General features: G+C 49.6%; 24 protein-coding genes. 12 read left to right on the top strand and 12 right to left on the bottom strand.

The genetic code is table 11. From position 1 onward, the window contains the following. Window positions 1-179 precede the first annotated feature (179 nt). From ACXAGR_RS15935 to ACXAGR_RS15925, 3 genes are read left to right on the top strand one after another with little or no spacing between them, the layout of a single operon-like run. Window positions 180-755, top strand: a complete 576-nt coding sequence (locus ACXAGR_RS15935) for a DUF2239 family protein (protein WP_474851234.1) — start codon at window positions 180-182, stop codon at window positions 753-755. Beyond that, on the top strand, window positions 739-2,145 hold the full coding sequence (locus ACXAGR_RS15930) for an MATE family efflux transporter (RefSeq protein WP_474851233.1): 1,407 nt from the start codon (window positions 739-741) through the stop codon (window positions 2,143-2,145). The genes ACXAGR_RS15935 and ACXAGR_RS15930 overlap by 17 nt, the downstream gene beginning before the upstream one ends. 12 nt (window positions 2,146-2,157) lie before the next feature. Further along, window positions 2,158-2,487 (top strand): TfoX/Sxy family protein, encoded by a 330-nt coding sequence (locus ACXAGR_RS15925; protein WP_474851232.1) that lies wholly within the window; start codon window positions 2,158-2,160, stop codon window positions 2,485-2,487. Here ACXAGR_RS15925 and ACXAGR_RS15920 read toward each other — a convergent pair. From ACXAGR_RS15920 to ACXAGR_RS15895, 6 genes are read right to left on the bottom strand one after another with little or no spacing between them, the layout of a single operon-like run. Then, window positions 2,467-4,086, bottom strand: coding sequence for an ABC transporter ATP-binding protein (locus ACXAGR_RS15920; RefSeq protein WP_474851231.1), 1,620 nt, complete (start codon window positions 4,084-4,086; stop codon window positions 2,467-2,469). The genes ACXAGR_RS15925 and ACXAGR_RS15920 overlap by 21 nt on opposite strands. A 1-nt stretch (window position 4,087) precedes the next feature. After that, window positions 4,088-4,915 (bottom strand): ABC transporter permease, encoded by an 828-nt coding sequence (locus ACXAGR_RS15915; RefSeq protein ID WP_474851230.1) that lies wholly within the window; start codon window positions 4,913-4,915, stop codon window positions 4,088-4,090. Between the two features lie 3 nt (window positions 4,916-4,918). After that, window positions 4,919-5,875 (bottom strand): ABC transporter permease, encoded by a 957-nt coding sequence (locus ACXAGR_RS15910; protein WP_474851229.1) that lies wholly within the window; start codon window positions 5,873-5,875, stop codon window positions 4,919-4,921. A 13-nt stretch (window positions 5,876-5,888) separates the two neighbouring features. Beyond that, window positions 5,889-7,484: an ABC transporter substrate-binding protein gene (locus ACXAGR_RS15905; RefSeq protein WP_474851228.1), complete on the bottom strand. Its 1,596-nt coding sequence runs from the start codon at window positions 7,482-7,484 to the stop codon at window positions 5,889-5,891. A 39-nt stretch (window positions 7,485-7,523) separates the two neighbouring features. Next, window positions 7,524-8,798, bottom strand: a complete 1,275-nt coding sequence (locus ACXAGR_RS15900) for an NAD(P)/FAD-dependent oxidoreductase (protein ID WP_474851227.1) — start codon at window positions 8,796-8,798, stop codon at window positions 7,524-7,526. A gap of 3 nt (window positions 8,799-8,801) precedes the next feature. Continuing rightward, window positions 8,802-9,470, bottom strand: coding sequence for a haloacid dehalogenase type II (locus ACXAGR_RS15895; RefSeq protein ID WP_119501693.1), 669 nt, complete (start codon window positions 9,468-9,470; stop codon window positions 8,802-8,804). Window positions 9,471-9,970: 500 nt separating this feature from the next. Between ACXAGR_RS15895 and ACXAGR_RS15890 the strand changes: the two genes are divergently transcribed. Genes ACXAGR_RS15890 through ACXAGR_RS15880 form a run of 3 tightly spaced genes read left to right on the top strand, consistent with a single transcriptional unit; the run spans window position 9,971 to window position 13,914 of the window. Further along, window positions 9,971-11,347 (top strand): aminotransferase class III-fold pyridoxal phosphate-dependent enzyme, encoded by a 1,377-nt coding sequence (locus ACXAGR_RS15890; RefSeq protein WP_474851226.1) that lies wholly within the window; start codon window positions 9,971-9,973, stop codon window positions 11,345-11,347. After that, complete coding sequence (locus ACXAGR_RS15885) at window positions 11,347-12,423, top strand: tartrate dehydrogenase (RefSeq protein ID WP_474851225.1); 1,077 nt, start codon at window positions 11,347-11,349, stop codon at window positions 12,421-12,423. Before ACXAGR_RS15890 ends, ACXAGR_RS15885 begins: the two co-directional genes overlap by 1 nt. 33 nt (window positions 12,424-12,456) lie before the next feature. Then, window positions 12,457-13,914, top strand: a complete 1,458-nt coding sequence (locus ACXAGR_RS15880; protein WP_474851642.1) for an NAD-dependent succinate-semialdehyde dehydrogenase — start codon at window positions 12,457-12,459, stop codon at window positions 13,912-13,914. Window positions 13,915-13,961: 47 nt separating this feature from the next. Here ACXAGR_RS15880 and ACXAGR_RS15875 read toward each other — a convergent pair whose 3' ends face one another. The 4 genes from ACXAGR_RS15875 to ACXAGR_RS15860 all read right to left on the bottom strand — a co-directional run bounded on the left by ACXAGR_RS15875 (window position 13,962) and on the right by ACXAGR_RS15860 (window position 17,738). After that, window positions 13,962-14,519 (bottom strand): YbhB/YbcL family Raf kinase inhibitor-like protein, encoded by a 558-nt coding sequence (locus tag ACXAGR_RS15875; RefSeq protein WP_474844447.1) that lies wholly within the window; start codon window positions 14,517-14,519, stop codon window positions 13,962-13,964. Window positions 14,520-14,775: 256 nt separating this feature from the next. Then, window positions 14,776-15,936 (bottom strand): acetyltransferase domain-containing protein, encoded by a 1,161-nt coding sequence (locus ACXAGR_RS15870; RefSeq protein WP_474844448.1) that lies wholly within the window; start codon window positions 15,934-15,936, stop codon window positions 14,776-14,778. A 259-nt stretch (window positions 15,937-16,195) separates the two neighbouring features. Further along, entirely contained in the window at window positions 16,196-17,278 is a 1,083-nt protein-coding gene (locus ACXAGR_RS15865; protein WP_474844449.1) for a patatin-like phospholipase family protein, read from the bottom strand. An 85-nt stretch (window positions 17,279-17,363) separates the two neighbouring features. After that, complete coding sequence (locus ACXAGR_RS15860; protein ID WP_474844450.1) at window positions 17,364-17,738, bottom strand: VOC family protein; 375 nt, start codon at window positions 17,736-17,738, stop codon at window positions 17,364-17,366. A gap of 295 nt (window positions 17,739-18,033) precedes the next feature. On the opposite strand from ACXAGR_RS15860, the gene ACXAGR_RS15855 reads away from it, so the two are divergent. The 3 genes from ACXAGR_RS15855 (at window position 18,034) to ACXAGR_RS15845 (ending at window position 20,095) form a co-directional block, all read left to right on the top strand. Next, entirely contained in the window at window positions 18,034-18,420 is a 387-nt protein-coding gene (locus ACXAGR_RS15855; RefSeq protein WP_474844451.1) for an ACT domain-containing protein, read from the top strand. Window positions 18,421-18,432: 12 nt separating this feature from the next. After that, window positions 18,433-18,927 carry a PTS glucose transporter subunit IIA gene (locus tag ACXAGR_RS15850; protein WP_474844452.1) on the top strand — a complete coding sequence of 165 codons (495 nt, stop codon included), beginning with the start codon at window positions 18,433-18,435 and terminating at the stop codon, window positions 18,925-18,927. Between the two features lie 94 nt (window positions 18,928-19,021). Further along, entirely contained in the window at window positions 19,022-20,095 is a 1,074-nt protein-coding gene (locus ACXAGR_RS15845) for a zinc-binding metallopeptidase family protein (RefSeq protein ID WP_474851224.1), read from the top strand. A gap of 2 nt (window positions 20,096-20,097) precedes the next feature. Here the strand turns inward: ACXAGR_RS15845 and ACXAGR_RS15840 are convergent, their stop codons facing one another. Then, entirely contained in the window at window positions 20,098-20,859 is a 762-nt protein-coding gene (locus tag ACXAGR_RS15840; protein WP_474844454.1) for a proteasome-type protease, read from the bottom strand. Window positions 20,860-21,036: 177 nt separating this feature from the next. On the opposite strand from ACXAGR_RS15840, the gene ACXAGR_RS15835 reads away from it, so the two are divergent. The 3 genes from ACXAGR_RS15835 (at window position 21,037) to ylqF (ending at window position 24,596) form a co-directional block, all read left to right on the top strand. Beyond that, window positions 21,037-22,491: a circularly permuted type 2 ATP-grasp protein gene (locus ACXAGR_RS15835; protein ID WP_119501705.1), complete on the top strand. Its 1,455-nt coding sequence runs from the start codon at window positions 21,037-21,039 to the stop codon at window positions 22,489-22,491. Between the two features lies 1 nt (window position 22,492). After that, window positions 22,493-23,413 carry an alpha-E domain-containing protein gene (locus ACXAGR_RS15830; RefSeq protein ID WP_474851223.1) on the top strand — a complete coding sequence of 307 codons (921 nt, stop codon included), beginning with the start codon at window positions 22,493-22,495 and terminating at the stop codon, window positions 23,411-23,413. Between the two features lie 184 nt (window positions 23,414-23,597). Next, window positions 23,598-24,596 (top strand): ribosome biogenesis GTPase YlqF, encoded by a 999-nt coding sequence (gene ylqF / locus ACXAGR_RS15825; protein WP_303574093.1) that lies wholly within the window; start codon window positions 23,598-23,600, stop codon window positions 24,594-24,596. Between the two features lie 81 nt (window positions 24,597-24,677). Here the strand turns inward: ylqF and ACXAGR_RS15820 are convergent, their stop codons facing one another. Beyond that, the gene (locus ACXAGR_RS15820) at window positions 24,678-25,364 is read right to left on the bottom strand and encodes a hypothetical protein (protein ID WP_474851222.1); all 687 of its coding nucleotides are present in this window, start codon (window positions 25,362-25,364) and stop codon (window positions 24,678-24,680) included. Window positions 25,365-25,641 lie beyond the last annotated feature (277 nt).

Raw genomic sequence — 25,641 nt, 5'->3', positions numbered from 1 at the left:
GGAAGTGACCATCTGATATCCGCTTTTCGCTCATTCCGGACTCCCAGCTTTAACTAGCCAGTCCACTTCATGAGCAAAAATAATTTAAAACACCCCTAACCCATTTTTACCCCGACAATATTGATCAAATTCCAAACACCTGTTATTTTTACCCTGATAAAAATAACAGGTACAAATCTGTGGGTGACATCTACATCGCAATCCATAACAAAACTCTCATTGCGCAGGGTGAATTGCCGGCGGTGATTCGTGAAGCAGTGAAGCAGTTTCCAGACGCTGAGCCTTATTTATTTAAGTTAGATGATGGCAAGCGCACAGACATCGAATGGCGGGGCGATGCTGAAGAGGTTATCAGCCGTTTGCCTGCTTCACTGATGCCGCAGGTTAAAAAGCGGGGCCGCCCTAAGCTTGGCGTGAAATCAAAAGAAGTGACGCTGTTACCTGAACACTGGGAGTGGCTGTCGTTACAGCGTGGCGGCGCATCGACGACGTTACGCAAGCTTATCGACGCAGCCATGGCTCAGATGACACCTGAGCAGGCACGTCGCATTAAGCAGGATCAGCTCTACAATATGATGCGGGTATTTGAAGATGAAGCCGGTTTTGAAGCGGCTTCAAGAGCACTGTACCGGCTGGATGAAACAGCTTTCACGCAGGCAATAGCAAACTGGCCTCAGGCGCTGCAGGCTATATACAAAGACAAGTTCACAGGCTTGCACGCTACAGGTAAAGATACAAATGACGGAACAAACTAGTCACAACCCGTATGTCACCCCGCCCCTTACACGGGTATTTTTAAAAACTGCACTGCCCATCATTCTGATGATGGTAGTAAGCGGCTCGCTGAACCTGGTAGACGCTTACTTTATTGGTGTATTCTTGGGGTCAGATGCGCTGGCAGCGGTCACGGCGATGTTTCCGTTATTTATGGTTCTGATTGCCCTGTCCACCTGGATTGCCAGCGGGTTCGCCAGTGTAATGGCCCGCCTGCTGGGAGCAAACCGGTATGATGAAGCCCGTAATGCCTATGCACAGGCACTTACACTTGCACTGGTGATAAGCGTTCTTCTGATGCTCGTATTCACCCTGTCAGGTCAGTCACTGGCACTGGCCAGTAACAACGATAATCCTGCGCAGGCAGCTACCAGCTTTACCTATATGAGCATCATTATGTATGGTGCTCCGTTATTTTTCTGGCTGGCCATCGCTTCAGACAGCTTGCGCAGTGAAGGTCACATCGGCTTTATTGCACTGGTCTCGCTGATAACAACGGTGGGTAACGGCGTGATGAATTACGTCTTTATTGTACTGTTGGAAATGGGCGTGGCCGGGTCTTCATACGGCACGGTAGCCTCACAAATTATTGCGTTATGTGCTGTCTGGGCGTTTCGCCGCAGCCATAAAAATCGCACCGGTCTGCCGCTGTTCGCCATCACAGCGGTGCGGAACAGATGGCGTGAGTTTTTGTCTCTGGGCGCACCATCCAGCCTCACCTACGTGGGTGTAGCACTGACTTCCGGGGCTATTTTGTTTAGCCTGCAACAATGGCTGCCGAACAACTATGAAGTAACCGTAAGTGCTTATGGTGTGATCACACGGGTTCTGACCTTCGTGTACTTACCACTGCTGGGGCTTGGCCTCGCAATGCAGAGTATTGTGGGCAATAACGTGGGCGCGCAGCAATATCAGCGATCTAATCGCAGCTTGTGCATCGCTGTCGGCGTTGCGCTGTTTTATGGCGTGGTCACCGAAGGGTTATTATGGTGGCTGCGGGCTGACGTTGGTCACTTGTTTGTGGACGATCCCGCCGTCACAAATGAGATAGCCAGATTACTGCCTGTCGTCAGTCTCGCCTTATTCCTGACAGGCCCCTTAATGCTGATAAGCTTCTACTTTCAGAGTATTGGTGATGCCAGACGGGCAGGAATATTAACGATTGCCAAAACGTACCTGTTTGCCCTGCCGTTAATTTTTGTGTTGCCGCTTATGTGGGGAGAATGGGGAATCTGGTATGCCGGCCCGGCAGCTGAATTTCTCGGGCTGATGCTTACCGCAGGTATTTTGTATCACCGTGCAGCTAAGGGCAATCACCGCTTTGGTTTGCTGTATGCTGAGCGTCAAGCTGAGCCACAGACTGGAAAATAGAAACAGAACGTTATGACCTCAGAATTTATTGATAGCCTGCATGATGTATTTTCAACGCTGCAACCGGTAACAACACGGCGGATGTTTGGCGGCACCGGCCTGTTTCACAATGGCCTCATGTTTGCCATCGCCATTGATGATTTGCTCTACCTGAAAGCGGACAAGGAGACCAGCCAGCAATTTATTCATGAAGGGTGTGAGCCGTTTACTTACAGCAGGCAAGGCAAACAGGTTGCACTGCAATACTACAGTGCACCTGATTGTATTTATGATGATCCCGACGATGCCGCTCTGTGGGCACAGCTGGCCTTTTCCAGCGCCTTACGCAGCAGGCGGTCTTGAGTCCAGCCAGCCCGGATCTAACGTGGGAACACTGGCCACCAGTTTCTTCGTGTAATCGTGGGAAGGCGCAGTACTTACCGCTTCACCGCTCGCGTATTCCACCGCATTGCCTTTATAGAGAACCAGCACATCGTCACACAAAGTGCGTACAGTAGGTATATCGTGACTGATAAACACTATGGCTATATTCAACTTCGTCTGCAGATCTTTCAGCAGTTCTAAAATGGCTGCGGCAACAACAGTATCCAGCGCTGATGTCACCTCGTCACATAAAATTACCGACGGTTCCGCAGCCAGTGCACGGGCCAGGTTGATACGTTGTTTTTGCCCGCCGGACAGCGCGCCGCATTTACGCTCAGCCAGTTCAGCGGGTAATTGCACCAGCGCTAACAGCTCTGCCACACGGGCACGCTTCTGCTCCCCTTTCATGCCATGGAAGAAAGCTAATGGCCTGCCAATAATATCCCCGACTTTCTGCGCCGGATTCAGCGCCGTATCCGCATTCTGGAACACCATCTGCACGCGCTGACATTCACTTTTGCTGCGGGACGAAATAGACGCTGGCAGCTCTTTTCCATCCAGCAACATATAACCTTTCGCTGCGGGAATTAAGCCTGCGATAACACGCGCGAACGTTGATTTTCCGGAACCGGATTCACCGATAATGCCGACGGTTTTGCCCTTTTCTACTTTAATAGACACGTCATGCAACACAGGAATTTGCGGTAAGCCTTCTGCGGTAATTTTACCGTAGCCTGCGACAATTTTACTTACCTCAAGAACTGTTTTTGCCGTTGGCCGGTTTAATCCGGACGCACCGTGAGACACCGCTGCCAGCAACTGACGGGTATAGGGCTCTGCTGCGTTATTTAAGATTTCAGTGGTGGTGTTGTGCTCGACCATTTTGCCATGTTGCAGAACAAGGATCTGATCGGCCATCTGGGCGACCACAGCCAAATCATGGGATACATACACAGCCGTGGTATTCCTGGCTTTCACCGCCGCTTTAAACGCTTTGAGCACATCTACCTGAGTGGTGACATCCAGTGCAGTAGTCGGCTCGTCAAAGATAACCAGTTCAGGACCGCAGATAAGGGCCATCGCGGCCATCAACCGTTGCAACTGACCGCCGGATACCTCGTGGGGATAACGGTTCCCGATGGTATCGTAATGAGGCAACGACAACTGTCTGAACAGCTCTGTGGCTTTTTTCTGTGCCTCAGCCCGGCTCATTACGCCGTGAATTAACGCCCCTTCTATCACCTGCTCCATGATTTTCCGGGAGGGGTTAAACGCTGCAGCGGCACTTTGTGCAACATATGCCACTTTCCGGCCCCGCAATGACGCCAGCATAGTATCGCTTAAACCGAGCATACTCTGCCCGCCCACCGCGACTTCACCACCGGTGATATGACAGCCCGGCCGGGCATAGCCCAGTAACGACATGGCGATGGTTGTTTTGCCCGAGCCGGATTCACCGATAAGGGCCAGCACTTCTCCGCGCTTTAAGGTAAAGCTGACGTCTTTTACGATAACTTTTTTGCTGTCGCCCTTCCCCGCGGAGACTTCGAGTTTATTAACCGAAACATGAGATGACATATTATTTATCTCCTGCGGAATAGGTGGCACTGCCACGGAAACTGTCGATAAGCAGGTTCACCGCAATCGTGATAGTGGCAATCGCCAGCGCCGGTATAATTACCGCCGGCGCCCATTCGGCCAGACCAGAAATGTTTTCTCTGACCAGCGAACCTAAATCTGCCTGAGGCGGTTGTACACCCAGCCCCAGAAAACTCAGGCTACTCAGCAACAACACGACAAACACAAAACGTAAACCAAAATCAGCCAGCATGGGATGCAGAATATTAGGCAAAATTTCCTTTACCGCGAGGTAAAGCTTACCCTCACCCCGCGTTCTGGCAACAGTAACAAAATCCATATTGGCAACATTAACTGCTAACGCTCTGGCAATACGATACGCGCCCGGCATATAACTCACTGCAGTGATGGCTAATAAAATAGGGATTGATGAGCCGAACGCAGCAATCATCACTAAAGCAAAAATCTTACTGGGAATGGAAATAAGTGCATCCATAAAACGGCTTATCAGCTCATCAACACGTTGATGACTGACAGATGCGTACAGCGCAATGAGCGTGCCTGCAGAACATGCCAGTGCAGCAGCGAGTAGCGGAATAAAAACGGTAAAACGTGCACCGTCCATCAAACGGCTGAGCACATCACGTCCGATGTAATCAGTGCCTAACAGGTATTCACCGCCAATGGGCTCAAATACATCCCAGGCTACAATTTCTTTTGCACTGTGTGGCGAGAGTAAAGGACCAAATACGGCAATAAATATCCAGAAACTCACAATGGCTGCGCCAATTTTACCCGATAACGGCAGATTCTTTATCGTTGAGAGCATGGCTCAGCCTCCTTTACGCAGTTTGGGGTTTGCCACAATGGCGGCCAGATCAGCAATCAACACCAGCAACAGATACCCGAGACAGAACAACATGGCACAAGCCTGAAGCAATGGCATATCCCGGTTTGTAACCGCATCGACCATCAAACTGGCCAGCCCCGGATAGTTAAAGATCACTTCAACAATCACCACGCCGCCCAGCAAATAGGACAAACTGAGGGCGACCGCATTAACAATGGGGCCTATAGCGTTAGGAAGTGCATGACGCAGCACAGCCCGGGAAAGTGTGGACCCTTTTAGCAGGGCCATCTCAACGTAGGGCTGAGATAATTGTTCAACGACTGCCGCACGGGTTAAACGGGCCATTTGCGCAGACAGTACGATACACAAGGTTAATACCGGCATCGCAAAGGCACGGAAATAATCGTATAAACCTGCATCACCGGCTATGTAAGACAGTGACGGTAACCAGTTAAGCTCGACTGCAAAAATCAGCACGAATATCGTTGCGAGCAGAAATTCAGGTACCGCGACCATAGACAACGTGAAAAGATTTATAGCGCGGTCAATCCGGGAGCCGCTGTACATCGCCGCAGATATACCAAGGACCATGGCAAAAGGGACGGCGACAACTGTGGTAAACGCCGCAAGCAACAGAGACTTGGATAGCCGCTCATTAATCAAAGAAGAAACAGGCTGTGCATTCGCCAGAGAGACACCGGCATCACCCTTAACAAGCCCCCATAACCACTTGCCATAGCGGGTTAAAGGCGGATCGTTCAACCCGTAAGCCTCCCGGAGTTCAGCGACAGCCTCAGGCGTGGCACTCTGCCCCAGCATTTCCTGTGCAGCGTCACCGGGAAGCAGATTTGAAATACTGAAGACCACAGCAGATACCAGTAGCAGTGTTATTACCGCTGTGCCTAATCGTTTTATAATTATCGGTACTAAAATATTCACCGTGATACTCCCGTCAGGCGTCCAGCCAGATATGCTCGGCAAAGGTGTACCCCATAAACCCGCCGGTAGGAATGGGATAAAAGCCTTTGATCCGCTTGTCGTATCCGTCAATAATGTTAATGAAGACCGGAATACTCACGCCACAATGCTCACTGATAAGCGCCTGCATATCGCCATACATTTGTTTGCGCTTAACTTCGTCCCCCTCACCTCTTGCAGCCAGTAAAAGCTGGTCAAATTGCGCGTTCTTCCATCCTGATTCATTCCACGGAGCATCAGACTTATAAAACAATGTGAACAGTTCATCCAGCGACGGCCTCGGATTGATATTGCCGAAGCCCATAGGGTGTTTCATCCAGTGATTTGACCAGTAGCCATCTGCCGGCACACGGTTAATACCAAAATGGTAATCGCATTCAATACCGGACAATTGCAGAAGTGCGGCCATATCTACAGAGCCTTCTGCAGCAGGACTGGCAAAGACAGGAAAACGCGCTCCGCTCATACCGGCTTTTTTCAGATGATACTTTGCACGATCAATATCGTATGGCCGTTGAGGCAAATCTGCGTTGTAATATTTGTGCGAAGGCGGAACAGGATGATCGTTTGCAATTGTGGCATATCCCCGGAACAATGCCCGTTGCACCAGAGGCCGGTTCATCATGTACTTCACTGCCAGAACAAAGTCCGGATTATTTGTAGGATAAGCGTCCTGGCGCATAATAAGATTTGTGTACAGGCCAGATTCAGTCTGCATAATGTCGCAGGTGCCGGATGCTTTGACCCGTTTGGTTGAACGGGGATTAAGGGCAATGCTCATTTGTACATCACCTGATAGCAGCGCATTCACACGGGACGATTCGTCTGCAATTCCTACCAGTTCAATTTCATCCAGATAAGGCTTGCCGGGTTTCCAGAAATTGCGGTTCTTTTCTCCCACAGTACGTGTGCCCGGGGAGAACTCTTTAAGCTTGTAGGGACCTGTGCCATTTGCTTCCCGGCTGAAATCTGTGGTGCCATTAGCAACAATACAGAAATTTGATGATGCCAGAATGACCGGTAAATCGGCATTAGACGACTTAAGAGTCAGTGACAGTGTGAGCCTGCCTGTCGCTTTTACAGAATCAAATTGCTGAGCAATTGCCGCTGCTCTGGACGTCACTGCCGGGTCTTTATGACGCAGTAATGAATACACTACATCGTCTGATGTCAGTGACTTACCGTTGTGGAAAGTAACACCATCACGCAAGGTGATAAACCAGTGCTGCTGGTCCTCACTCTCCATCTTTTCAGCCAGCGCGAGATCCGTTCCCAGGTCGCGGTTAAACTGGGTCAATCCGCTGTAAAGCATATAAATTCTGGCGTAGTCGGTCCCCAACGAGGCTTTTGCAGGATCTAAGGTATCTTTTGTGGAAATAGACATACCGGCCACACGGATCCGGCCGCCATAAACAGGCTTGTCCGTTGCCGGGGTTCCGGCCATCGCAGCCAGAACATGCTGAGGTAAAATCAGCCCGCTGGCCGCAGCTACACCCGCAGCGCCCAGCCCTTTTAATAATTTTCTTCTGTCGTGTTGCGACACAGAATGCAGAGAACGTCGTTCTTTCATGTTGTAACACCTTCCGTCATGACACGTAACGTTCTACGCTTAATGAAGTTTATCCTGAAGCTGGTAATACAAGCCGACAAAAGGCAAAAACCAGGGCTTTCCAAAATGCAGTGGCACCGCTGGCCAGTCATTGGAAATCCAGGGACAGTGCGAGGGTTTGCCTTCCACTAAATCCGCCATGGTTTCACCCATGTGCACAGCCATCTGAACGCCATGACCGCTGTAACCCATGGCATAAAAAAGGCCATCGTGCTGTCCGACTTTCGGTAAGCGGTCTGCGCTCATGTCCACCGTTCCGCCCCAGCAATAATCAATTTTTGTGCTGACAAGCTGCGGGAACATGTCATCCAGAGACTGGCGCAATATCACGCCGCTTTTGGCATCTGATTTAGGGTTAGATACGGCAAATCTGGCGCGGCCACCGAACAGCAAGCGCTGATCCGGCGTTAAACGGAAATAATTGCCGATATTTTTGCTGGTCACGTAGGAGCGGTTGCCGGGGAACAATTCAGCCACCAGTTCGTCTGACAACGGTGCAGTGGTAACAGCAAAGCTGCCCACCGGCACAATGCGGCGGCGAAACCAGCTAAACGGACCGGGACCACTGCCGCCAGTGGCAACCACAACCTGCTTTGCCTGTAGTGTTTGCACTGGCGTAGTCACCTGCCATGACTGATTATTCAGCTTACGGACCTGCGTGACAGGCTGATGCTGAAACAGCATGGCGCCTGCCTGCACACAAGCCTGAGCAAGACCCGTGACCAGTTTGCCCACATGCAGTTGCACACCATTGGGTGTCAGCAATCCGCCGTAAAACGAACCGGAGCCGATTTCTTTCTCCAGCGCGGATTTATCCAGTAATTTCGCATCAGGATCGACTGACTGAATCAGCGCAGCGTGTGTTTTTTCCAGTTTTTCCATGTGTTCAGGTTTAGCTGCCAGTTTAATTTTTCCGGCCACTCTGAAATCACAGGCAATCTGATGTTCTTGCACAATGCGGGTAACAGATCCAACAGCATCATTATAAAACGTATAGAACGCGCGGGCTTTTTCTTCGCCGTATGTTGCGACAAGCCCGGCATAATCCTGCGCCGTACCGTTATTGCACTGCCCGCCATTGCGGCCGGACGCTTCTGAACCGATAGTGCCGGCTTCAACCAGAGCCACCGCTGCGCCCCGTTTTGCTAAAGCCAGCGCAGTGGACAAGCCGGTAAAGCCGCCGCCTATTACCACGGTATCAACTGTGGCATTGGCCGGGCTTTCCGGTAGTGAAAGCGTGGGGGCTGTATCTAACCAGTACGACGTATTTTTCATGTTTTACAGTCCGACTACGCCGGGTAGTCCGCTGATGTCTTTAATTTCGGTGTAGCCATAGAACGGGTTAGCCGGCTCATGTCCACGGTTTACCCATACTTTATTTTTAATGCCGATATCATGCGCTGACATCAGGTCATAACGGAAGCTGGATGAAACATGAAGAATGTCTTCCGGATTACAGCCCAGGTTATCAATCATGTATTCGAAGGCTTGCAAGCGGGGCTTATAAGCCTGCGCTTGTTCTGCGGTATACACAGCGTGAAAAGGCGCTTCAAGATTGGCCACATTAGAATTGATTTGCTCGTTTGCCGCGTTGGATAAAATGACCAGCGGGATCTCAGCAGCCACCTTTTTTAACGGTTCAACCACATCAGGGTGTGGTCCCCACGTTGGCACAGCCTTGTAAATTGTTACGCTGTCTTCATCGCGATACTCAATGCCCCATTTCTTACATAAACGGGTAACAGCATTGCGGACCACTTCAGAATAAGGCTTCCACGCGCCGAGCACTTCATCTAAACGGTAGGCTGAAAAGTCTTTTACGAACTGAGGCATTTGCTCCGGTGTGATCCGGTCTGCAAACAGTCGCTGCGCAATGGGCGCCATTTCAAAGTAAATCAGGGTGCCGTAGCAGTCGAAAGAAATATATTTAGGTTTAAATGCACTCATTGTTGGTTCCAGCTATGTAATTTTTATGTCGAATCTATTACACCACGCGGTAACGGTATAAACATTCCAAAATGAAATGTTACCACGGGATGATACGTCTGTTTTATTTGTACAATCAGCAGAGTATGCCGCATCGTTTTAATTGCTAATCCACCGGCCAGAACGCCTGAAAATGGCCCGTTTCCCGTAACATCACTTGTACCGTGCCACGGTTTAAAACAATGCTGCTGTCGCATCACTCCTGCTTAATCATCATGCCGCATTAATCGCAGCATATTTTGCTGAGAAGCTCAAAAAAACAATATTTCCGCACCTTTATCTCAAATCGTTTGAAAGATAAACGAACTGGTGCAGCGCTACTATTATCAAGCTGAATTTGCTCTGCGTTTCTTTACCTCCGTCTTTTTCTCGCCGGATAAATCACGCAGATGTCTTAAAAAATCATAAACATTGAGCGGCGCGCACACTTCGCTTAATAAATACAAATATGGAATGTCATCATGCAAACCTCTGCCCTGAAAGAACTGGACAGCCAGTACCTGATCCATCCGGTATCTGATTTCCGTGGTCACCAGCAAAAAGGTGTCAAAATTTTACAATCCGGCAAAGGCCCCCGGGTGACCGACAGCGAGGGAGAAACTTATCTGGATGCATTCGCAGGCTTATGGTGTGTGAATGTAGGTTTCGGGGAACAACGCATTGTCGATGTGGCCAGCAAACAAATGTCGGTACTTCCTTATGCCACAGGCTATTTCGGATTCGGCAGCGAGCCGGCAATCAAACTGGCAGAAAAACTGGTGTCTATTACGCCGGACTCATTACAGCATGTGTATTTCTCTCTGGGTGGCTCTGACGCTGTAGATGCCGCGCTGCGTTACATTACCTATTACTACAATGCTATTGGCAAACCTCAGAAAAAACACATTATTGCGCTGAAACGTGGCTACCACGGTTCTTCGTCAGTGGGTGCAGGGGTAACCGGCCTACCGGCTTTTCATGCGAACTTCGATGTGCCGCTACCGACACACCATCATATTGCCTGCCCTTATTTTTACCGTAGCGACTTCGACACCGAACAGGCGCTCATCGACGCGTCCGTACAGGAACTGAAAGATAAAGTTGCAGCACTGGGCGCAGACAATGTGGCTGCGTTTTTCTGTGAACCGGTTGTGGGTTCCGGTGGCGTAATCGTGCCTCCGAAAGGCTGGTTAACCGCCATTGCCAAAGCGTGTAAGTCACTGGGTATTTTATTTGTGGTCGATGAAGTCATCACCGGTTTTGGTCGCACGGGAAAAATGTTTGCCTGTGAGCATGAAAATATCCAACCCGACATGATGACCATGGCAAAGGGTTTAACATCAGGCTACGTGCCGATGGGTGCCGTGATGATGTCAGATGAAATATTCAAAGGCATCGCCGACGGCCCGCACCGTTCAGCGGTAGTCGGCCACGGCCAGACGTATTCTGCCCACCCGGTTAGTGCCGCTGTGGCACTGGAAGTGATTAGTATTTACGAAGAAGGCCTGCTGGAACACGCGCAGGCCATGACGCCGTATTTCGAAGACAAACTGCAATCGGTACTCAGCCATGCTCTTGTGGGCGATGTGCGAAATCAGGGCTTACTGGCTGCTGTTGAACTGGTGGCAGATAAATCGTCAAAACGTCAGTTTCCCGCAGAACTGGGCTTGCATGAGGTCATTGCTGATATTGCCTGGAAGAACAAACTGATTTTCCGTGCATTTGGCGACAATATTCTCGGGTTTGCCCCGGCGCTCTGTTACAGCAAAGAAGATTTTGATGAACTCTTTGACCTGTTACAGAAAACCCTCGATGAAGTGTTGTCCTTAGATATGGTTAAGAAGGAAATGGCCCGCTAATGAAACCGTTTAATATTGCAGTAATTGCCGGTGATGGCATCGGAAAAGAAGTCATGCCTGAAGGGCTGAAAATTGTTAAAGCGGCTGCAAAGAAATTCGGCATCCCTCTTAACTTCCAGGAATTCAAATGGGGTGATTGCGACTACTACGCCGAATATGGCCGTATGATGCCGGAAAACTGGAAAGAGTTAGTGTCAGACATGGATGCCATTTATTTTGGTGCCGTTGGCTGGCCGGCGTCTGTGCCTGATCATATTTCACTGTGGGGCTCCATTCTGACTTTCCGCCGTGAATTCGATCAGTACATCAACATGCGCCCGGTACGTACTTTCGAAGGGGTCAAATGTGCTCTGTCGACGCCCCGTGCTGATGACATCGACTTTGTGGTTGTACGGGAGAATACTGAAGGCGAATATTCATCCATTGGCGGTATTATGTATGAAGGCACAGAGCGTGAAGTGGTATTGCAGCAATCAGTGTTCAGCCGTCACGGTACCGACCGCGTTTTAAGATATGCGTTTGAAACCGCACGTCAGCGTGATGCGAAGAAACTGACTGTTGCCACGAAAAGTAACGGTATGGCCATCAGTATGCCCTGGTGGGATTCCCGCGCCGAAGCCATCAGTAAAGACTACAGTGATATTCAGTGGGACAAACAACACATCGATATCCTTTCAGCCCGTTTTGTCATGAATCCGGAGCGGTTTGATGTGGTGGTTGCCTCCAACCTGTTTGGTGATATTTTGTCTGACCTGGGTCCTGCATGTACCGGCACCATTGGTCTGGCACCTTCTGCGAATTTAAACCCTGAAAGAAAATTCCCTTCCCTGTTCGAGCCGGTACACGGTTCGGCGCCGGATATTTACGGTAAAAACATCGCCAATCCCATTGGTATGATCTGGTCTGGCGCATTGATGCTGAAGTTCCTTACTGAAGATTCAGGCTCCGGTGCAGAGGCCCACGATGCTATCATCAAAGCCATAGAAACCGCTTTAAAAGGCGACATTACCACTCCGGATCTGGGCGGCAATGCCAGTACACAGTCCATGGGTGACGCCATTCTTTCTCACCTTTAAGGGTTTAACAGCAACGTGACGACAGAAACAGGAATCACCCTGAAAGATCAGACACTACTCAGCACGCAAAACTACATTAACGGAAAGTGGCAGAATGCGATTTCCGGGATGACGTATCCGGTTATCAATCCGGCCACAGGTGAACGGATTGCCAGTGCGCCCGACAGTGACGCCATTGATGCCGCCCACGCTGCCCGCTCTGCACAAAAAGCATTTCAGAGCTGGAGTAAAACCAGTCACCGTGAACGGGCCACACTGCTTGAGAAATGGTACGCTGTCATCAACGAAAATATTGACGATCTTGCACTTACCATGACCACAGAACAGGGTAAGCCGCTGGCGGAAGCAAAAGGCGAAGTAGCCTATGGCGCTTCTTACGTAAAATGGTTTTCTCAGCAAATCATGCAGCTTCGGGGCGATATTTTACCTGAAACCGGCAGCGGCAAAATGCAGACTGTTGAAAAGCGGCCGGTGGGCGTTGTTGCAGTTATCACACCATGGAATTTCCCGTTTGCCATGCTGGCCCGGAAAATTGCGCCGGCACTGGCGGCCGGCTGTACGGTAGTGGTTAAACCGGCGGAAGATACCCCGCTGACGGCACTGATGATGGCAAAACTTATCGATATGGCAGGCTTCCCGCCGGGTGTGGTGAATGTGGTCACTGCCAGTCGTGAACAAACGGCCATTGCCGTTGATGCCTGGCTTAAAGATCCGTTAGTGAAAAAGCTCAGCTTTACAGGCTCAACGCAGGTAGGCCGCTATCTGGCGGAGCGCTGTGCCAGTACGCTGAAAAAGCTGTCTTTAGAATTAGGCGGCAATGCGCCCTTTATTGTGTTCGCTGATGCAGATTTAGACGCGGCGGTTGATGGCTTAATGGCTGCTAAACTCAGAAATGGCGGGCAGACTTGTGTATGTCCTAACCGCATTTATGTAGAAGACAGTATTTATGATGAATTTGCCAGCCGGCTGACGGACAAAGTCGCGGCGTTAAAAGTGGGTTCACCTCTGGACGAAGATACCCGCATCGGCCCGATGATAAATCAAAAGGCTGTAGACAAAATTAACGCCCATATTGCTGACGCGGTGGAACAAGGCGGCGTTGTACTGTGCGGGAATAAAGCGCCTGACGACACCCTGTTCGTCGAACCCACCGTCATTGCCGATGCTAACAATGCCATGCGCCTGTTCACTGAAGAAACATTCGGTCCGGTGCTTCCCCTGTTCCGCTTTCAGTCAGAAAGCGAAGCCATTGAAGAAGCTAACAATACCGAATATGGCCTGGCGGCATATTTCTACACCCGTGACCACTACCGGATTCACCGGTTAAAAGGTGCTCTGCAGGCGGGTGTGATTGGCGTAAACGAAGGTGCGGTTGCCAGCGAACAGGCACCTTTTGGCGGCATCAAAGCATCAGGCTATGGCCGTGAAGGCTCACACTACGGCCTGGATGACTTCTTATATATTGCTTACTTCTGTGAAGGCGGGTTTTAACACCCGCTTTCCCTTCCTGCTCATTCCGGCGCTGATAATTTCTTCATTCAGCGCTGATAAGTCACTTCCAGAGTGGCTTTCCCTAATGCATTCATGTTCACCATGTAACCTGTCAGTGCGCCTGATGGATTGTCCGGCAGGGACAATTTTTCCGGCAATGCGAATACCGTGAACTGATAGCGGTGCGCTTTATGACCTTCAGGCGGACACGCGCCGCCAAAACCGGCATAACCGAAATCATTCACTATCTGCATACTGCCTTCCGGTAATACCATACTGCCGGCACTGCCCGCGCCGGTGGGTAATTCACTGGTACTGGCCGGAATGTTGACTACCTGCCAGTGCCACCAGCCACTTCCGGTAGGTGCATCCGGATCGTATACAAAGAGTGCGAAGAAGTTTGTTCCCTCCGGTGCGCCCTGCCACGAAAGCTGAGGTGACAAATTATCTCCGTCACAACCGAAACCTTTGAATTCCTGCTCTTTGGACATGGGTTCCCCGGCTGCCATGTCTTCACTGGTTATGGTGAAACTGGCAGCGGTTACTGCAGAGGTGAATGACAGCCCGACAAAGCAGGCAATACCTGCAACCGTTTTCAACGTCATGATCTGTTCCTTATCTTTATAGGTGTGGGAGTGCCGGTTGTAGCTGAACATAAGCAATTTCAGCTATCTGATACTTTGCTTTGTGGCATCTTGCAGCTTAATTCAGCATTAAATTTATACTAACGGAAGGACCGGCGCTGACAACTGATTTTTCACTCAGATGAATACTGTTTCAGCTTTTGAGGCAGGAAAGAGAACATTGGTTTTGTGTAATTCCCCTGCGCAAAAACGCAGGGGAAATAAGGCGCTTACTACATCAGAAATATTTAACCAGCGGGTTCGTACTGTTGTGTTTAAAGCGAGAAAATGCTTTTGTGGGGAAATACAACCCCACTGCCATCAACGCCGCAACCAGCCATACCTGCCAGATATAATCGAAGGCAAACAAGTCATCGTAGTTCGGTCCGGCGAGATCAAGTACAAGGTTGTAACTGACCAGCAGCACAAATAGATGCACGATATAGAAAAACATGGGTGCTGAGCCAAATGACTCAATGATTTGTGTGAATTTATTGTTCACTGTATCCAAAGCAAACAGCACTAAAAATGCCCCGCCCAGGGTGAGTAACACGAAATCCAGAGATGGCGGATATTTGGTAAAATTAATGAAATCCATCGCGGTCTGAATGGCTGTTGCCTGTGTTTCCCATGGCATGTCTTCTCCGTAAATATTGAAGCCCCTCAGGACCAGTAGTACTCCCCACATGGATAAAGCCAGACCCAGCAATACTCTTTTACGCTGCGGCGAGGCAACATTGCGCGAAAATACCGGCCCCATGCTGTAACCCAGTAGTATCACACCTATCCACGGCAGCACAGGATAAGACGCTTTAATACGGAGGGTTTCGGAGGTAAATATAAAGCCGCGGTCATGTAAAATAGCCCACAGGGTGTAGCCGGTTTCCCCCGGCGCAAAGCTGATTGGTGATAACAAGTTATGACCACATACAATCAACAGCCCCAGTGCCAGAATCAGTTTTGCCGGTAAATGACACAGCACAGAAAGTACAACCATACTCACGCCAATTGCCCACATTACCTGCAACCACAATGTGTCGTAGGTGCCCATCCACAGCCAGTTGATCACTGCAATCTCAATGAAAATAATGAACAAACCCCGTTTAAATAAGAACGGTGTTGCAGAGCGTGCAGGCTTGTTCGCAGGGTGGGAGTATAACCACGCAGACAACCCGGTCAGAAATACAAATACCGGTGCACAGAAATGGGCACTCATCCGGGTGAAAAATAATTGCGGGCTGGTAATGTCCACGTCCATGGGATCACCAACCTGCTGATGATAGAAATACCGTTCGCGAACATGGTCCACCAGCATAAAGAGCATCACCAGCCCCCGGAGGATATCAATAGACGCGATACGTTTTGCATGGTTCGCCGCAGAAGTTTGCATTGTTGTCATTTTTATCGTTCTCATGCTCAGAAAATGATTGCAGCAGAGACACTTCAATCATTTCATTCGTTGTTTCAGGCAAGACTGCCATAGATAAATTATGGTCGACAGGTGTTTTTGACTGCGCCGGAGCTTTTTGGCATATCTTGCTGAAGCCGTGCTAAGTCATGAAAAGATCTGCCAGCCGGGAGCAGGAAGATGAAGAACCAAAGAGAGAAGAGCAGCCCGCTCCTGTAAATGAAAAACGGGCTTTCTGTGTTAACTTTTGTTAGTCGCTCAGCATTGGAAAAGGCAGTGGCTTAATTTCATCCATGATTTTTCCGCTGGCAGTAATATCCATAAAATACTCTCCCAGCCTGTCGGTCTCTCTAAGCACGGTTTGCCAGTATTTTATGCGGGTTTGGGGATCAAGGGCATCGAAATCTTTTCTGTCAGGGATTTTGCCGTAAGGTAAAGATGAAACAAATTCTGCCGACGGTACAAGCATCACCACGTTATCGTAACTGCTGCGGTGTGGTACCCGTCTTTTCAGGCCTTTATCAAACCAGCCCGGAACAGGCTTGTCATAAAAATGCGGATAAAGCACCAGCCCTTCACGGGGACCGAAAGACAAGTCAAAATGATAGTCGGTGATACCGCCGTCCCTGTACACCCCTTCAGGTGCATCAACGATTTTCTCTACCCCTTCCAGTACCAGAGGAATAGAACCGGATGCCAGTAACGCATCCCGGGTATTCACAATACTCAGTTCTGTCCGTTCAGTGTTCAGGTTGTACGGATCGTGAATAGTAAAATCGCTGTCCGGTGCCGAAAAAATATGGCGGGTATAAAAGCGGTTAAGACCACGTCTTGAAACAGCATTGGCAGCTGCACTCATGGCAAGGCCATGGAACTGGGTAATGCGCCCCCGCGATGCCATAGCACGGTGGCAACGTACGGCGAAAATATGCGCCTTAAAACGATGGTTCAGCAGAATATCGTCAATACCCTCTTCACCCAGCACATGGCTGATAAGTTCACGGGCTTTTACGGTAATTTCATTTGCTGACGGTTTGGCAGAATACACAGTGTGTGAATAATGGTGTGCCAGCCGGTTGATGGCCGCCAATGGGTCTCTCTGAACGGCACATGCGGCTCTGAATGCCCCGGCAGATGAGCCAATCACCTGCACCTGCCCTCCCCGTTCATCGAACCATTCCGGAAACAGCACCCGATCCAGACCCGCCAGCACGAACCATTTGGGTCCGCCGGACGCGCCGAGGAAGTAATTGAACAGCAGCGGATAGAAACCGTGCTCTTTTAATGTGGCCAGTGCGCCCGGGCCAGCGTAAATATTCAGTGGCGCAGTCAACGTGTTATCCCTTCACTTCTTTTTATTTGTGAGTACTTTAGCAGTTGATGGCGGTCATGTCATGACCGCAAAATCCTTTGCTGAATTACGACCCGCTGCCATCGCTGTAAAGTGCAAAACAGGCGCCGGAGGGATCTTTAATATACACAAACCTTGCCGTACCGTGTGTTCTCACGGCAGTCAGTTGCTCCCCGCCACATGCCGTAACCTGCGATAAGGCTTCATCAAACTCACCGGTGGTAAAATACGGGATCCAACCTGCAGGCACATCCTGATTCGGGCCTCTCCGGTGACAAATGCCACCTTTTACCTGTCCGTCTGCATCTTTCATAACAAAGTCATTGTAGCCGCCCATGTCCAGAGGTTCTTTTTGCCATCCCAGTACCTTTTCATAAAAGGTGCTGGTTTCCACTGCATCTGCTACTGTTAAATCCCGCCAGTCACCTGCTGAGTCGCTCATGATTTGCTCCAGACTAAATATGAAGTGTCAATACACACAGCTTAAAGAAAACCCAGTTTTTTCCAATATTTTTTTCACACAAAGGTAGACACAGCTTGTGGAAAATGCTTGAACTATGGCAATAGTTATCCACTGACCATTGTTTAACCAGTATTTTTTATTAAACAATTTCATGGAGTTACATTTCACACACATACTACTCAACAAACTTATCCACAGATAAAGTGGATAACACGTAGAAGTTATTCAAGTATGATGATTTAATAATATGACATGTTCCGGACGACATCAGATAATGAAAAAGCAGACGTTAGCCGTCATTGACGGTGAATTTACTATCCATGCCTTCGATCCTAACTCCGCCATTCCGGCTCCGGTATTGAACAGTGATTTATTTTTCATTGGCAAGACGGAAGATACCTTGTCGGTTGTCGTACCTTCCTCTGTTAATCTTGTGTCACTGGAATCTGATAAAGGCTGGCGGGCGCTTGAATTGTTAGGCCCCCTTGAATTGTCTATGGTAGGGATCATGGCGAACCTGGGGACAGTGCTGGCAAAAGCCAAAGTCAGTATGTTTATTGTCTCTACATTCGACACAGATTTTTTTCTGGTCAAAGCGGACAAACTGAATGACGCCATTACTGCATTGCAGGAGGATGGCTACACCATCGTCGGACAATAGCGGCTTCCCTGCATGAATTTTACTTCAGAAAAACCGGCCTCGTTCAACCGCGAAATTATTTTGCGTGCGCCGCTTAACGGCACCCGTACAGAGTTAGCGTCAATTAATGCACCGCTTTATGCTGCCGGTATGTGGGGCCCGGCACTGGCATTTACCTACGCCGGGCATACTTTGTACGCACCGGCAGACTGCCTGATAGAAAGTATTCCCGAAACCGGCTATGCGGTTATCATTAAAACCCGTCACGGCCTCAGACTGCACATTAACCTCCTGCCGGCAGGACACTCTCTGATGGGCGAGCGTTGCATGCGTCTGGTAAAAGCCGGTGAGAAAGTCAAAGCCGGACAACCGCTGATGTCTTTTCAACCGCAGTGGCTCAAGCAACAGAGCCTGCCGCTTAACGGTGTGTGCTGTGTGATGAACGGTGAAAAATGTAAAGCCGTCGTGCACAGTCATAACCGTCAGTTCATGGCCCCTGAAGACCCGTTGATCTACGTTTACATTTAATCTGTCTCAAACAGGATTTATTTCATAGCCGCGCAATCTTTATTCGCGTAAACATGCTATACATTTTATACAGCTCGTTTAGTCAGGTTTAACCGTGAAGAACTGCCAGTGCGAATGTGGCAACACTCTGTATTTCGCCAACTCAACTTGTTTGTCCTGCCAGCGGCCGGTGGGCTTCATCAGTCAGGAAATGACGTTATCTGCCTGTGAAATTGATGACAACGGTCACTGGATAAGTTGTCTTAACGGTAAAGCGTACCGTCCCTGTACCAACTTCAGTGAGTATCAGGTATGTAACTGGCTGATTCCCGCAGAAGAGGACCATTCGCTGTGCGAGTCCTGCCGGTTAACTGAGACCATTCCGGATCTCTCCAAGCCGGACAACCTGTCATTATGGTTCCGTATGGAGCAGGCCAAGCGCCAGTTAATTTACACCTTAAGTAAACTGGGGCTGGACGTGTGGAAACACGGTGTGGAAAACGCAAACGAACTTCGCTTCCGCTTTCTTGAGGATGAAACGGAGGAAGACGAATATGGCGAAGAGCTTACAGTAAAATCAACGGTCATCACCGGGCATTGTAACGGCGTTATCACCTTAAACCTGAAAGAGGCTGAAGACGCTTCACGTCTTAAAATGCGTGAACAGATGAATGAGCGCTACCGGACACTTATCGGTCATTTCCGTCATGAGTCCGGGCATTATTATTGGGATACACTGATCCAGAACTCCCCTCATCTGGAAAAATTCAGAAGCCTGTTCGGCGATGAACGACAGGATTACACCAAATCAATGCAGATCTATTACGCCAACGGGCCGGTTCAGGACTGGCAGTCGTCATGGATAAGCGCCTATGCCAGCATGCATCCCTGGGAAGACTGGGCTGAGAGCTGGGCGCACTATCTGCACATTGTGGATACGCTGGAAACTGCTACCGAATACAGCATCAATATTTTGCAGAACCGCCTGGGTAACCCGCTGGCAGAAACCTACCGGCGTGCGAGTGAAACGGATTTCCAGCGAATATTTGAAGACTGGTGCAGGCTGACCACAGTGTTAAATGCCCTGAACCGCAGCATGGGGCAGGATGACGCGTATCCGTTTGTCATATCCTACCCGGCGCTTGAGAAGTTGTCGTTCATACACGACTTATTGCATCAGCGGCTTTAAGATTACTTTTGCGCAGACCCTGTTTCCGCTTTCTTTTCCCATTCAAAACGGGGTAAGCGGTTGAACGTGCGCTTCAGCCCCTGAGTCCATTGCTTTTGCATGGATTTATACATGGGGCTGTTCAGGGTAAACGTTTGATGATACGGCGCTTCCACCTGATTTGCTGTCAGCATAGCCAGCTCCACCGGCGGCCCTACCGAAATATTACTGCGGATGGTGGAATCCAGCGATACGATGGCACAGCGGGCAGCATCCTCAAGCGACGTGGCACCGGATAAAATTCGGTCCAGAATGGGCTTGCCATACTTGTTCTCACCTATTTGCAGGTACGGCGTATCGTCTGACGCAGAAATGTAATTCCCCTGCGGGTAAATCAGAAAAATTTCGTGAGGCTGACCGGCGATTTGACCGCCAATGATAAAATTAGACTCATTACTGCTGCCTGATCTTTCCATGGCTTCGGCATGTTGCTTTTGCTCTGCCTGACTCAGCTTGCCAACGTAGTCTGCCAGTTCATGAAGATGTTTTCCGGCGCGAAGATTAAATTTCGATTCCGGATTTTCCAGATCACGCTTGATGGCATTCACCACCGCCTGAGACGTTGCCAGACTTCCGGACGTCAGTAACACAATAGAACGTTCGCCGGGCCAGCAAAAACGCCACATTTTGCTGTACGTCGCAATGTAGTCCACACCCGCATTGGTGCGGGAATCAGAAGCAAACACAAGTCCTTTGTTTACTTTTATAGCAAGACAATAAGTCACAATTCACCTTTCTAAAAAGTGATAAAACACAATATAGCATGGGGCTAAGCATGCATGCCCGGCGCAAGATACGCAATCAAAATCTTGTCACTAAATTGACATATTAGCGATTGATTTTTGGTCAGAAACACGATTAGATGAGTATAAATAAAACACAAAAAAATGAAGGATCAGGCCATGGCAATCAGATGGGGAAATTATGCTACCGGCCCGTTTTATGACGAGCTGATTCAAGGCCGTAATAAGCCAAGAGAGGCAGCAAAATCATTGTGCTCTTATTTAAGAGACTTATCCGACAAAGATATCGAGGAATATAAGGTGGCCGCCAGCACGGCAATCCACGTGATGGGGATCACCTTTACCGTTTATACCGAGGAAGAAGGCTCCATCGACCGGGCCTGGCCATTCGATATTATTCCCCGCATTATCGATAAAAAAGAATGGTCACAAATTGAGCTTGGCCTGAAGCAGCGGGTAAAAGCGCTGAATATGTTTATCGACGATTTGTATAACGAGCAGAAAATTCTTGATGCCGGTATCGTTCCCGAAGACATTCTTACCCAGTCAAAGAACTTCCTTCCGGAATGCCTTGGCGTTAAACCTAAACACGGCGTGTGGGCACATATTTGCGGCTCAGATTTAGTCCGCGATCAGCACGGCACCGTTTACGTGCTGGAAGATAACCTGCGGGTCCCTTCCGGCGTCTCTTATATGCTGGAAAACCGTCATGTTATGAAACGGGTTTTTCCTGACATGTTTGAAAAGTACAACATCCTGCCGGTAGACGATTATCCGTCAGAACTTTACGACATGCTGTGCCAGCTTTCTCCCCGAAAGACGAAGCAACCGGAAATCGTTGTACTCACCCCCGGTATCTATAATTCTGCGTATTTTGAGCACGCCTATCTGGCCCAGCAAATGGGTGCAGAACTGGTGGTGGGCAGCGATCTTGTAGTGGGCGATGACGATATCGTTTATATGCGCACAGTAGAAGGGCTGGCCAGGGTAGATGTCATTTACCGCCGTATCGACGATGCGTTTCTCGACCCTGAAGTATTCCGTGAAGACTCCATGCTTGGTGTGCCGGGGCTGATGCGCGCCTGGAAGGCTGGCAATGTGGGGCTGGCGAATGCGCCCGGCGCCGGTGTGGCAGACGACAAAGTGGTTTATGCTTTTGTGCCTGACATCATCCGCTTTTATCTGGATGAAGAACCCCTGCTGCCAAACGTGCCTACTTACAAATGCATTAACAAAGATGAGCGTGACTACGTCATCGAACATATTGATGAGATGGTGGTTAAGCCCGCAAACGAATCCGGCGGTTATGGCATGTTAATCGGGCCCCATGCAACCAAAGCGGAACGGGAAAAGTTTGTCAGGCTCATTCGCCGCGACCCCCGCAATTATGTTGCACAACCTATGCTGTTGCTGTCTACAGCGCCCACTTTAATCGATAATAAAGCCGAAGCAAGGCACCTTGATTTGCGTCCGTTTATTTTATCCGGCAGTGATATTTCTGTTACCACAGGCGGTTTGACCCGGGTAGCAATGCGAAAAGGCTCTACTGTGGTGAACTCCTCCCAGGGCGGAGGAAGTAAAGATACCTGGATTGTTGACATGGAGGACGAATAAGATGCTGTCACGTGTTGCCAATCATCTTTACTGGATGGCCCGTTATCTTGAACGGGCTGAGAATACTGCGCGCCTGATTCAGGTAAATACTCACCTGTTACTGGATTTACCCCGTAGTGTCACCCTGGGCTGGGAGCCGATTGTGGATATGCTTTCCATCCGCGAGAGTTTCTATGCAAACTATGAAACGGCTGATGAAAAAAGTGTTATCCGTTTTATGGTAACCGACACCAGTAATCCCGGGTCTATCATTAATTCGCTGGCAGAAGCACGGGAAAATGCCCGCATTGTACGGGAAATCATCCCGTCTGAAGCCTGGGAAGAAATCAATAACGTGCATTTGCAGGCGAAGGCTGACAGCCAGAGCGTGCTGACCCGTCGTCACCGTTTCACCTGTTTAAACAAAATAATAAAAGGTAACCAGGCAATCACCGGTCTTGTCGGCGGCACCATGAACCGCGATCAGGCTTATGCCTTCCTGCGACTTGGCAGGCATCTTGAACGTTGTGATATGACCACACGGATCATCGATGTACGGTCAGCGTCATTGCTCCCTGAAGTGTCAGAAGAACACTCTGCGTTTGAAAACATTCAGTGGATGGGTGTACTGAAGTCTTTATCGGCCTATCAGGTATACCGGCAGGAAATGCGCTTACGGGTTCAGCGGGCTGATATTCTGGAATTCCTGTTAAAGCGGAAGTCCTTTCCCCGTAGCATTAACCATTCTCTGGGCCAGGTGGAAAAATGTCTGTCGGAACTACCTGAACCGCAGGACATCAGCAGCAAGGTAAAAGAAATATCCGCCATGCTCATGGAGCTTGAAACCAGAGATCTGAAACAGGAAGCGCTGCATCAACTGATAGACGATATACAGGCTGCACTTATTGTCATTCATGACTCGGTAAAGAAAGCGTATTTCTGATCCGCACCGCTTTGTGCATTCATTGTTCGTGGTACAGACCACAGGGACTTACCGCGAGCAATCATTTATCTGACCATTCACGGGCTGTTCCCGTCCCGCCCCTTCTGATGCCCTGCGAATAACGCCGCATTTCGTACAGAAATGAAGTAAACTACGGCCAAATCCGGCTGAATGAAAGAATATCGTGGCGTTACACTGGTTCCCGGGGCACATGCACAAGGCCCTGAAAGAAATAAAAGAAACCTTATCTCAGGTTGATGTGCTGATTGAAGTACTGGATGCCCGCATCCCCTACTCCAGCGAAAATCCCGAAATCGCTAAAATTCGTGGCGATAAGCCCTGCCTGAAAATCCTCAATAAGTTCGATCTGGCCGATCCTGAACTGACGGCGGAATGGCAGGCTTACCTTGAAAGTGAACGGGGCGTGCGCACCATCACCACCAACACGGGAGAGCCGGGAAACACTAAGCACATTTTGAGTATGCTGAAAGACATGTTTCCTCAGAAAGCCGGCCCCGGAAAAGCCATTCACGCCATGATCACCGGTATCCCTAATGTGGGTAAATCGACGCTGATAAATATTCTGGCTGACAGAGTGATTGCTAAAACCGGTAATGAACCGGCGGTAACCAAAACCCAGCAACGGATCAATCTGGGCAGCGGCATTATTCTGTTCGATACCCCGGGAGTACTGTGGCCTAAGCAGGAAAACCCGAATTCCATTTACCGGCTGGCTGCATCCGGCGCAGTTAAGAACACCGCAATGGAGTTTGATGACGTGGGCTTTTATGCCGCCGACTATCTGATCAAAGCTTATCCGGACGTACTGAAAGACCGCTTTAAGCTGGATGAAATAGCGGATACAGAGATTGAATTTCTCGAAGATGCCGCCCGCAAGCGTGGTGCAATCATGACAGGTGGCCGTGTGAACCTGCATAAGATCTGCGAGATACTCCTCACCGAATTACAAGCCGGAAAACTGGGCCGGATCACACTCGAAACGCCCGCTATGCTGGAAAAAGAGAAGATAGAAATCGCAGAAGCCGAAGCGAAAAAAGCGGCGAAGAAAGCCGCCCGAAAACAACGCTTTAAAGATGGCTCAGCGACCCCTGATAAACACGACAGAAAAGAAAAGCGTAACGAAAAACGCGCTGCACAAAGCAAGCGGATGCGTAAGTCTTAATTAAATTGCCGGGGCCTGACAATTTGGATATCGCAGAATGTATTCACTTCCTGCGGTATCCCTGATGCCCGCTTAAATTAATCAGCTCACCGAATCAATGAAATTTCCCAGCCGGTTGGCTCCAGTCTGTAGCTGGTTAGCCGCCCTGCCGGTTTGCTGTTCAAGCGCCTGTGAAGCTTCCTGTAAGTCTCGCGAAACCTGCTCATTGTCGCGGATGTTCTGCAACTGACGCAGCACGGCCACCTCGGCACGGAGCAACTGAATCGTTTCGTTAATTTCTTCCTGTGATGCCGGCTCATCAGCTTGCTCTGACGCTTCCTGTTGCCGCGTCTGCGACTGTTGCTGCAGCTGTAAACGTTGCTCTCTGAGTTGAACCTGTTCTTCCTGCAATGAGGCCTGGCGCTCTTCCTGAAGCAACGCTTCCTGCCTTCTTTCTTCACGACGGGCTTCTATTTCACGCAATAACGCTTCCCGGTCCTCTTCCCGCCGGAGCTGACGTTCTTCAATCACTGCCGTACGCTCTTCGCGCCTGAATGCTTCACGCTGACGTTCCTCCTGCAGCGCTTCCTGACGATACTCCTGCTCCAATCGCTCTTCGCGGCGTATTTCCTGCTGACGTTCATCCGCCTCGCGCTCACTGTCCCGGACCTCTTCAGCCCGCTCAGCCGGAGAGACAACTGACGACGACTCACTCACGCCCCGCTCTTCAGCCCGTCTTCTGGCCTCAAGCTCTTCAAGTGCTGTAGCTGGTAACTGATTGATCGTCATAATGACCTCCGCTGACTGAACATAAAGTACGCTGCTTACACAGTGCATATTTAAGAGATGCATGGTAAATGCCAAATGGGGAAATAGCGGACAGCCCTATCTGAGGGGGTCATTAAAGCTAATACTTACAATGTGTTAAAAAACATTAAAGAAAAGAATCAGGTAATAAAACGACGGCTGCATTAATGATGAACAGTGGAAATTGTGTAACTTTTACGCGACAGGAACAAACCGGGGACTGACTCCCCGGTTGAAGGTCTTGAGTTTACAACACCTT

The sequence above is a fragment of the Alteromonas sp. ABH4_457 genome (assembly GCF_056160625.1).
The sequence above is the reverse complement of the archived record's forward strand: the minus strand, read 5'-3'. Positions and strand labels throughout refer to the sequence as shown.